The following is an 8762-nucleotide window of genomic DNA, read 5'->3' on the forward strand; positions in this document are numbered from 1 at the left end:
TCTGTGGGAAGCTCGCGCCGACCGAGAATTCGTCGGCGGGGGCCGCTTCAAGACATGCATGAAATCTGGCGTCAGTTCCGCCGCGACAGGCGCGGCAACTATGCTCTTATGACGGTTGTGGCGATGGTGCCGCTGATGGGCGGTCTGGCGCTCGCTGTCGACTTCACGGAAATGAACCGCGAAAAGCAGATGTTGATGAACGCGCTCGACGCCGCCAACTTCGCTACGGCCCGCCGGCTGACGGAAGGTGCGACCGACGACCAGTTGAGAGCCTATGCGCTCGACTTCTTCAACGCCAATTTGAACGATATCGATCCCGCCAGCGCCACGCTCAACGTCATCTTGCCAAGCAACACCAGCGGCGGCGGCCTGCTCACCATGACCGCCCAGCTCAACTACAAACCCTATTTCTACCCCGCCTTCGCCCAATTCGTCGGCAAATCGGCGACCGATGCGAACCAGAGGCTCAGCTTCAACGTCAGCTCGCAGGTGCGGCTGAAGAACACGCTGGAAGTTGCCCTGGTGCTCGACAATTCCGGATCGATGACCACGCTCGGCACGGGCTCGGGGCAAAAGCGCATCGATCTTCTCAAGACTGCTTCCAAGCAGCTGGTCGACACGCTGGCCCAGCAGGCGATCATGATCAAGCAGGTCGACAAGCCGGTGCAATTCGGCCTCGTGCCTTTTGCCGCCTCGGTCAATGTCGGCCCCGGGAATGGCAACGCGTCGTGGATGGACACCGAAGGGTTGTCGCCGGTGTCGAACGAGAATTTCGACTGGTCGACGCTGAACGCCGCCAACAAGTACGCCCAGCAAACCAACGGCATCTGGTACAAGCGCGGGACCGGCTGGGGAACCGGGGAAGGCCAGATGCTGACCCGGTTCTCGCTCTACCGCGACATGCAGGTCGTCACCAACCACGAGCGGGTCGTCAACAGCAAACGGGTCGTGTGCGACCAATACAATTCGAACAACACCTGCAAAAGCAGCCACGACGAATATGACTATATCGATTCCTATGGTCCGTTCGCCAGTTGGCAAGGCTGCGTCGAGGCCAGGCCCTACCCCTACAACATCAACGACGCCACGCCGTCCGGTGGTTCGGCCAACACCGGCATCGGCGTCGGCGATCCGGCAACGATGTTCGTGCCCATGTTCGCCCCCGACGAACCGGGCAATCACTGGAAGCTCACCCAGGATCCCGACGAGGCCGCGCCGGCAACCTATGGCGCCGTCAACAGCTGGTGGAACGACGATCCATCGAGCAGCAGCGGCCAATCGCGGCTGCGCAACATGGCCAAGTATTTCCAGCCGCGGCCGATCGATGCGCCGGCGCTGCCCGGAACGGGCCGAATTACAGCTGCACCACCAACCCGATCACGCCGCTGACCGATGTCAGCGTCGCCGACGGGCTCACCTCGATCAAGGCGGCGATCGACCTGATGCAGCCGAATGGCGGCACCAACGTCCCCGAGGGCATGGCCTGGGGCTGGCGGGTGGTTTCGAGCGGAGAGCCGTTCACGCAAGGGCGCCCAGAAACCGAAAGAGGCAACGACAAGGTGGTGATCGTGCTGACCGACGGCGCCAACACCTATTACACACCTTCCTCGCTGGGCTACTCGGATCCCGCCAATTCGAAATCGACCTATGCGTCCTACGGCTATCTCAACCCCGGTTACAACGGCACTTCGGTCGGCCGCCTGTTCATGGGCACGTCGAGCGCCATCGGTCAGTTGGACTATTCGAACGGCAACTACACCAACGCGCTCAACGAGCAGATGGCCACGCTTTGCAACAACGCCAAGGCAGCCAACATCATGGTGATGACGGTGGCGCTCGACCTGTCGACGACGAAGGCCAGCGACAAGCTGGCGATCGATGCGCTGAAATCCTGCTCGTCGAATTCGCGCTTCCGCAAGGATGCGACGGATCCGAGCAAACCGGCGAAGCTGTTTTGGAATGCGACCGGCGCCAGCCTGGCAAACGATTTCAAGGAAATCGGCAACGAACTGTCGAACCTGCGCGTGGTCGGCTAACCAGGATCGTTCCTGGCGCAACGCCTGGCGGCGTCAAGCCCTTGCAGACGCCCGCCGTGACGGGCACAGATTGACCGCCCGCGCGGTCCCTCATCCATCGCGGCACGCTGGGGAACGAACAATGCCCGACACCGCCAACCATCTCGCCTTCGCGCTGGTCTGCCTCGGCATGGTGCTGACGCCAGGCCCCAACATGATCTACCTGATCTCGCGCTCGCTGTCGCAAGGGCCGAAGGCCGGACTGATCTCGCTTGGCGGCGTTGCGGTCGGCTTCCTGTTCTACGTGCTGTCGGCCGCGTTCGGCATCACGGCGCTGCTGATCGCGGTGCCCTATGCCTATGACGTGTTGCGCTTTGCCGGCGTGCTCTATCTCCTGTGGCTGGCCTGGCAGGCGGTGAAACCCGGCGGGCGCTCGCCGTTCCAGGTGCGCGACCTGCCGAAGGACCGGCCGCGCAAGCTGTTCGCCATGGGATTGATGACCAATCTGCTCAATCCCAAGGTGGCCGTTCTCTATCTTTCGCTGCTGCCGCAGTTCATCAGTCCCGGCAAGGGCCATGTCCTGTCGCAGCTCCTGGTGCTGGGCGCGACGCAGATATCGATCAGCCTCAGCGTCAATGCCATCATCGCGCTGACCGCCGGCTCGATCGCCACCTTCCTCGCCGGACGGCCGCTATGGCTGGTGATCCAGCGCTGGATGATGGGAACCGTGCTGACGGCGTTGGCGCTGAAGATGGCGACCGACGCGCAGCGTTGAGGCCGCCTGGCGTCAATCGCCGAAGGCCTGCTTCAGGAAGGCGTGCACGTCGCTTTCCGATCGATCGGCCGCAGCCGCATTGTACTCGACCCGGTGGCCGTAGGCCTCGACGCCGGTCTTGAACTCCTCGGCGTCGAACGCGTGCCGGGCACCCTCGTAGACGTTTAGCTGCACCGGGCTTCCCTTGTCCCTGCGTTGCGCCACCATCTCCCGGCATTTCTGGGCGGGGCTGAAATCATCAAGCTCTCCAATCAGGATCAATGTCGGCACAGCCATGTTACCGCTCGCCACCGAACAGTTCGGATAGTAGGCGATCGCCACGCTGAATTTGTGCTGCATCAGCCGCTCTGCGCCACCAAGCTGGACCGCCTCGAGCGTTGCGATGCCGCCGGCGGAGAACCCCATCAATGCGATGCGTCGCGGGTCGACAAAACTGGCTTTCGACAGAAACTCCAGGGCGCCGTAGGCGTCATAGACGCGATCGGAGAGCAGGCTGTGACAGGTATCCTTTGTGCCGCGCGTGCCGAAGCTGTCGACAACGAGAACAACATAACCCCAGGAAGACAGCCGCTGCGGCCAAACCTGCCTGTCATTCGCAAGCACACCAGCGCATCCGTGCAGAGCGACTATAGCCGGGAACGGCCCCTCACCCGGAGGGCGTGTCAGATATCCTCGCAGCGGAATGCCGGGAACAGACTTCGTGGTCTCGCCTCTTTCCTGCGCATTGCGCTCCTGAAACGGCGTCGGCTTCACGGCCGCGCTTTCAAATTGCACCATCTCGTCGGCCCAGGCGGGCGCCGCATCGAAGTCGCCGGCAAGACAAAGGCACGCCAGGCCAACTCCTTTGAGCAAATCCAACACTTTGCCCATCGTCAGCCAGGCTTCGGTTTGTCCTTTGACCGCGTTGACCGGGCCGGACACTTGCTCACATCGGACGGCGCGGGGGCCGGATCTGCGCGGGCTCGACCACCTTGCGGTAGAGGTGCCAGGTCGCGTGGCCGAGGATCGGCATGACGACGGCGAGACCGGCAAACAGCGGGATAGAGCCGATCACCAGCAGCACCGCGACAATCAGACCCCAGAGCGCCATCTGCAGCGGATTTGCCATGACCGCCCGGGCCGAGGTCTCAATCGCCGAAACGGCGCCGACGTCACGATCAAGCAAAAGCGGGAAGGCAACGACCGTGGTCGCCAGCACGACCACCGCGAAGACCAGGCCGGCCGCGTTGCCGAGAAGGATCAGTGTCCAGCCCTTCTTGGTCGTCAGCACATCGCGCAGGAAGGCCCCGACCGAAGCCGGCGGCTCGCTGCCAAAAAGGCTGGTGTAGATCGACTGCGCCGTGAACAGCCACAGCAGGAACAGCGCGAACAGCATGATGCCGATGGCCGCTATCGAGGGCAGCGCCGGTGAGCGGCGCACGTCGAGGGCGTGCCGCCAGTTGGTATTCATGCCGAGCTCGCGCCGGCGGCTGATCTCGTAGAGCCCGATCGCGGCGAACGGGCCGACAAGGGCAAAGCCCGACATCAAGGGATAGACGAGTTGGATGGCGTTGGAGCCGGAGGTCCACCGCGTCAGGATCAGGCCGACAACCGGATAGATCAGGCACAGGAACACGTAATGCGAGGGCTTGGCCCAGAAGTCCTCGGCGCCAAGTCTCAATGCGTCCCAGAGGTCTGGCGTGGAAATGCGGCGGACCGCGGGTTGCACATGCATCCCGTGCGCGTCCGCCATGACATGAAAGCCGGCCATAACCTACCTCCGTTTTTCTCGGGGGGCGGTCACCGCCTAGGGTGGCCGCCCGTAGCTGCCACTTCAAGAACGCTGGCATCATATCCGATCTTCCCGGGATTGTCGCCGCGTCTCGTTATGCCTGCTGGGCGGCCTTGGTTTGGCGAACCACCGAGTTCATCTTAGAATCTATGCATTTTAGCTATTGCTTAAATTACTCGTAGAGACCCCAAGGTGTATCACCTGAGCTTTTCAAACCGTGGCGAGGGGCGATGTTCACGTTGAAGGGCTTCTGGTCTTCGGAGCACGGCAATTTTGCCATGGCGACCGCCATAGCGCTGCTGCCGATAATGGCCGTCGTCGCCGGTACCCTCGACCTGACAGGCACGAGCGATGACGCCGCGCAATTGCAGAACTCGCTGGACGCGGCTGGGCTTGCCGTCGGCACGAAGTACCTGCCCAGCATGAGCGCGAGTGATGTCCAAGGGCTTGGGCTGACATTCTTTGCGGCCAATATGAGCGTCGCCGATCAACAGGAATATTCAGACAGCATCTCCGCTTTTTCGGCCACAGCCAGCGGCGACCCGAGCGCCTATTACATCTCGCTTTCGTCAGGCATCAACCGTCCGAGCTTCATCAATGGCGCGGCCCCCTGGCCAGCGCGCCGGTCGGCGACGGTCAAGATGCACCCGGGCGCACAGGCCTGCGTGCTGGCGCTCGATCCGCATGCGTCGGCCGCGGCAAGCCTGCAGGGCTCGACCGACGTCGCCATGAGCAATTGCGTGATCGCGGCAAACTCGGACGCGTCCGATGCCGTCAGCAGAGGCGGTTCCGCTCAGGTTTCGGCGGGTTGCGTCTCGACCGTCGGCGGCACTTCCGGGCTTTTGCCGCCCAGTGCCAATCTCGCCTGCGGCGCGCCGCTCGAACATCAATATGCGTCCTTCGATCCCCTGGCCGACATCGTGCCTCCCCCCTACACATTCTGCCTGCCGGTCCCGAACGGCAAAACCTACACGCTGTCGCCCGGCACCTATTGCGACAAGACATTGTCGGGAAATATCACGCTCAACCCGGGCGTCTACATTTTGCGCGGCGTGACCTTGAAACCGGGCGGCAACGGCAGCCTGACCGGCCACGGCGTCACCATATTCCTGATGGAGGGCGCACAGATCTACATAAATGCCAATGAAAAGGTGGACCTTTCTCCGCCCACCAGTGGCCCCTACGCAGGCATCACCATTTTCGAGAACCATGGCAACACATCGGCCTTGACGCTGAATGGCGGCGCGAATTCCGTGATCAGCGGGTTCGTCTATGCGCCTGACGCGGCCATTTCCTTTGCCGGCAACTCGGATATGAGCGGTCAGGGCGACTGTCTGAGGCTTGTTGGCCTGACCGTGCAGATGACAGGCAACTCGTCCATCAAAACCGACTGCACGGCCGTGTTCGGAAATCGCGAGATGTATGCCGGCCGCCTCATCACGCTTGTGAAATAAGCGGCTGACCGCCATTCGATTTCAGATTTTCATCACCCTGCCCGGCAAAAGCCATGATCACGACTATCTCAGGCAGGCATGACCACTTCAAGACTCGAAAGCGACCAGATCGCGAACCTGAATAGGCGCACCTGGCTCAAGACGGCCGGCCTCGCGGCCTTGCTCGGGCTGGCCGCCTGCGGCACCGTTTCGCTGCCGACCGGGCAAGGCGCCGGGGTCTCCTCCTCGGCAACCGGCACGCTGGCCAGCCTGCGCGCGACCGCCGGGCTGGGGCCGCTTGTTTCCGACGCACAGCTTGAGCAAGCAGCACTCCAGCAGGCCGGCTACATGGCGCAGCGTGAAAACATGAGCCACACCACCGGCTGGGGCAAGGATTTCGCCTCGCGCATGAAGGACAACGGCGTACACGGCGCCGCGGCCGAGAACATCGCGGCCGGCCGCTTCGACCAACAGAAGCTGTTCGATATCTGGATGCATTCGCAGGGACACCGCCGCAACATACTCGATCCGGACTTCAGCCGCTTCGGGCTTGCCTATGTCCGCGACGGCCGCGACCCCAACCTGCGCTACTGGTCTCTGGTGCTCGGCAGGTAGCAAAGATATCGCCGGCGGACATCCCCTGGCGAGCGGCCGCTCCATCAGTCCATATGGGCGGCAGGCGCGCCGCCGCCGGCCGGTGCCGTTTTCGGCTTGCGCAACAGAAGCACGAACGGGATGGCGGCCAGCGTCATCATCATCAGTATTTTGAAGTCGTTGACGTAGGAGATCATCATCGCCTGGAGATTGACCATGCGATCGACCTGCGACAGCGCCGTCGGGTCGCCGCCGGCAGCCGCCGGCGAGACAGCCCAGAGATTGGGATTGAACGGGTTGATGAAGGCCGAAAGCTCGGCGTGGTTGATCTGCGTGTTGCGCACCAGCAGCACCGTCACGACCGAGACGCCGATCGACGAGCCAAGATTACGCACCAGGCTGAACAACGACGTTGCATCGGTGCGGTAGCGGGCATCGAGCGTGGCGAAGGCAACCGTCGACAGCGGCACGAACACCATTCCCATGCCCAGGCCCTGGATCACGCCGGAGCTGAGAATCAGCCAGTTGTCCATCTGTGGGGTGAAGCTGGCCATGGTGTAGAGCGACTGCGCGGTCAGGAGGAAGCCGATGACGACCAGAATTCGGGCATCGATCTTGCCCATGATGCGCCCGACGACGAGCATGGAAATCATCGTGCCTACGCCACGCGGCCCGATGACGATGCCGATGGTGACGGTCGGATAACCGAAGATGGTCGACAGCATCGGCGGCAGCAGCGACATAGAAGCCAGGATCAGCACGCCCATGACGAAGATGAATGCAAGCCCGGTGACAAAATTGCGGTCGAGGAAAATCTTCGGATCGATGAAGGGATGTTCCGATGTCACCGTGTGAATGATGAACACCCAGAAACCGGTGATCGAAAGACCAAGCTCGATCCAGATCTCGACCGAGGAAAACCAGTCGACCTCGCCACCGCGATCGAGCATCAGCTGCAACGCGCCGACGCCGAGCGATATCATGGCAAAGCCGAAGAAATCGAAGCTGCGCACCCGCCGGGCAACAGCCGGCAGATAGGCGGCCATGCCAAGGAAGGCGAGGATGCCGACCGGCAGGTTGATGAAGAACACCCAGCGCCAGTTGAAATTCTCGGTCAGCCAGCCGCCAAGGGTGGGGCCGAGGATCGGGCCCAGCATGATGCCGGCGCCCCATATGGCCATCGCCTGGCCATGGCGCTCCTTGGGGTTGATGTCGAGCAGGAAGGTCTGCGACAGCGGCACGATCGCGGCGCCGAACACACCTTGCATCAGCCGGAAAAGCACGATGGTTTCCAGGCTCCACGCCAGGCCGCACAACATCGAGAAGATGGTGAAGCCGACCACCGCCGCCAGGAACAGCTCCTTGCGGCCAAAGCGATCGGCGAGCCAGCCGGTGACCGGCGTCATGATGGCGGCGGCGACGATGTAGGAGGTCAGCACCCAGTTGATGTTGTCGGGCGAAGCGCCGAGATCGCCGGTCATGGTCGGGAGCGCGACGTTGGCGATCGTGGTGTCGAGCGCCTGCATGACCGTCGCCAGCATGAGCGCCACCGTGATCAGGCCACGATGTGGCACTTCTTTGAACGGTTCAGGCGTGCTCATGGCGAAGAACTTCCAGACAGTAACAGAAACGTGTACAACGGGTTTCCGGGCGGCGAAGCCTTCCGTCGAGAGACCTTCATCGCGGTGGGACGCGATTGTCGATGTGGGGGTTACATCGACCGAATGTCTCCAACTGAGCGGACGCTGCCGCCCGGAAACTTGAGGACCGACGGGACCGTGAAGATTTCAGACCTTTGGACAGCTGCCATGCGGCTCGCCCAAACACTGATCCTTCCCACCCCTCCATCAGACCAATCCTGCAAACTCGCTTCGACCCGCCCGGTCCCTGCGGGCTTCCGCTGTCTTACCGCGCGGGCTCGCCGGCCGTGGCGTGGCCGAAGATCGACGGCCAGCCGCGCGCTATGCCGGTGTCGACGGTGACCGAAGCACTCATGCCGGGGCGCAGCGCCATCCTGGCGTCGGGATCGGTCAGTTCCAGGCGGACCGGAATGCGCTGGGTGACCTTGACCCAGTTGCCCGTGGCGTTCTGGGCCGGCAGCAGCGAGAAGTCGGCGCCGGTGCCGGCGCCGATAGCCTTGACGGTCGCCTCGAAGGTCCTACCCGGATAGGTAT

At 62.7% G+C, this 8762-nt stretch carries 6 protein-coding genes and 2 pseudogenes; 4 read left to right on the forward strand and 4 right to left on the reverse strand.

Going from position 1 to position 8762, the window contains the following annotated elements:
* The first annotated feature begins 54 nt into the window (after positions 1 to 54).
* Positions 55 to 2036: pseudogene (locus tag EOA36_RS18655) on the forward strand (TadE/TadG family type IV pilus assembly protein).
* Between the two features lie 121 nt (positions 2037 to 2157).
* Complete coding sequence (locus tag EOA36_RS18660) at positions 2158 to 2790, forward strand: LysE family translocator (protein WP_127278888.1); 633 nt, start codon at positions 2158 to 2160, stop codon at positions 2788 to 2790.
* Between the two features lie 12 nt (positions 2791 to 2802).
* Here the strand turns inward: EOA36_RS18660 and EOA36_RS18665 are convergent, their stop codons facing one another.
* Positions 2803 to 3711, reverse strand: coding sequence for a dienelactone hydrolase family protein (locus tag EOA36_RS18665; protein WP_245464401.1), 909 nt, complete (start codon positions 3709 to 3711; stop codon positions 2803 to 2805).
* 4 nt (positions 3712 to 3715) lie between these two features.
* The gene (locus EOA36_RS18670; RefSeq protein ID WP_127278889.1) at positions 3716 to 4540 is read right to left on the reverse strand and encodes a DUF2189 domain-containing protein; all 825 of its coding nucleotides are present in this window, start codon (positions 4538 to 4540) and stop codon (positions 3716 to 3718) included.
* Positions 4541 to 4791: 251 nt separating this feature from the next.
* On the opposite strand from EOA36_RS18670, the gene EOA36_RS18675 reads away from it, so the two are divergent.
* Together EOA36_RS18675 and EOA36_RS18680 are read left to right on the forward strand one after the other, a co-directional pair.
* On the forward strand, positions 4792 to 6015 hold the full coding sequence (locus EOA36_RS18675) for a TadE/TadG family type IV pilus assembly protein (RefSeq protein WP_127278890.1): 1224 nt from the start codon (positions 4792 to 4794) through the stop codon (positions 6013 to 6015).
* A gap of 78 nt (positions 6016 to 6093) precedes the next feature.
* Positions 6094 to 6609, forward strand: coding sequence for a CAP domain-containing protein (locus EOA36_RS18680; protein WP_127278891.1), 516 nt, complete (start codon positions 6094 to 6096; stop codon positions 6607 to 6609).
* A 44-nt stretch (positions 6610 to 6653) separates the two neighbouring features.
* Here EOA36_RS18680 and EOA36_RS18685 read toward each other — a convergent pair whose 3' ends face one another.
* Positions 6654 to 8189, reverse strand: coding sequence for a DHA2 family efflux MFS transporter permease subunit (locus tag EOA36_RS18685; protein ID WP_127278892.1), 1536 nt, complete (start codon positions 8187 to 8189; stop codon positions 6654 to 6656).
* Between the two features lie 304 nt (positions 8190 to 8493).
* Positions 8494 to 8762, reverse strand: a pseudogene (locus EOA36_RS18690) (HlyD family secretion protein); the annotation flags it as partial.

Origin of the sequence: Mesorhizobium sp. M8A.F.Ca.ET.021.01.1.1 (assembly GCF_003998025.1) — a bacterium.
Classification (GTDB): domain Bacteria; phylum Pseudomonadota; class Alphaproteobacteria; order Rhizobiales; family Rhizobiaceae; genus Mesorhizobium.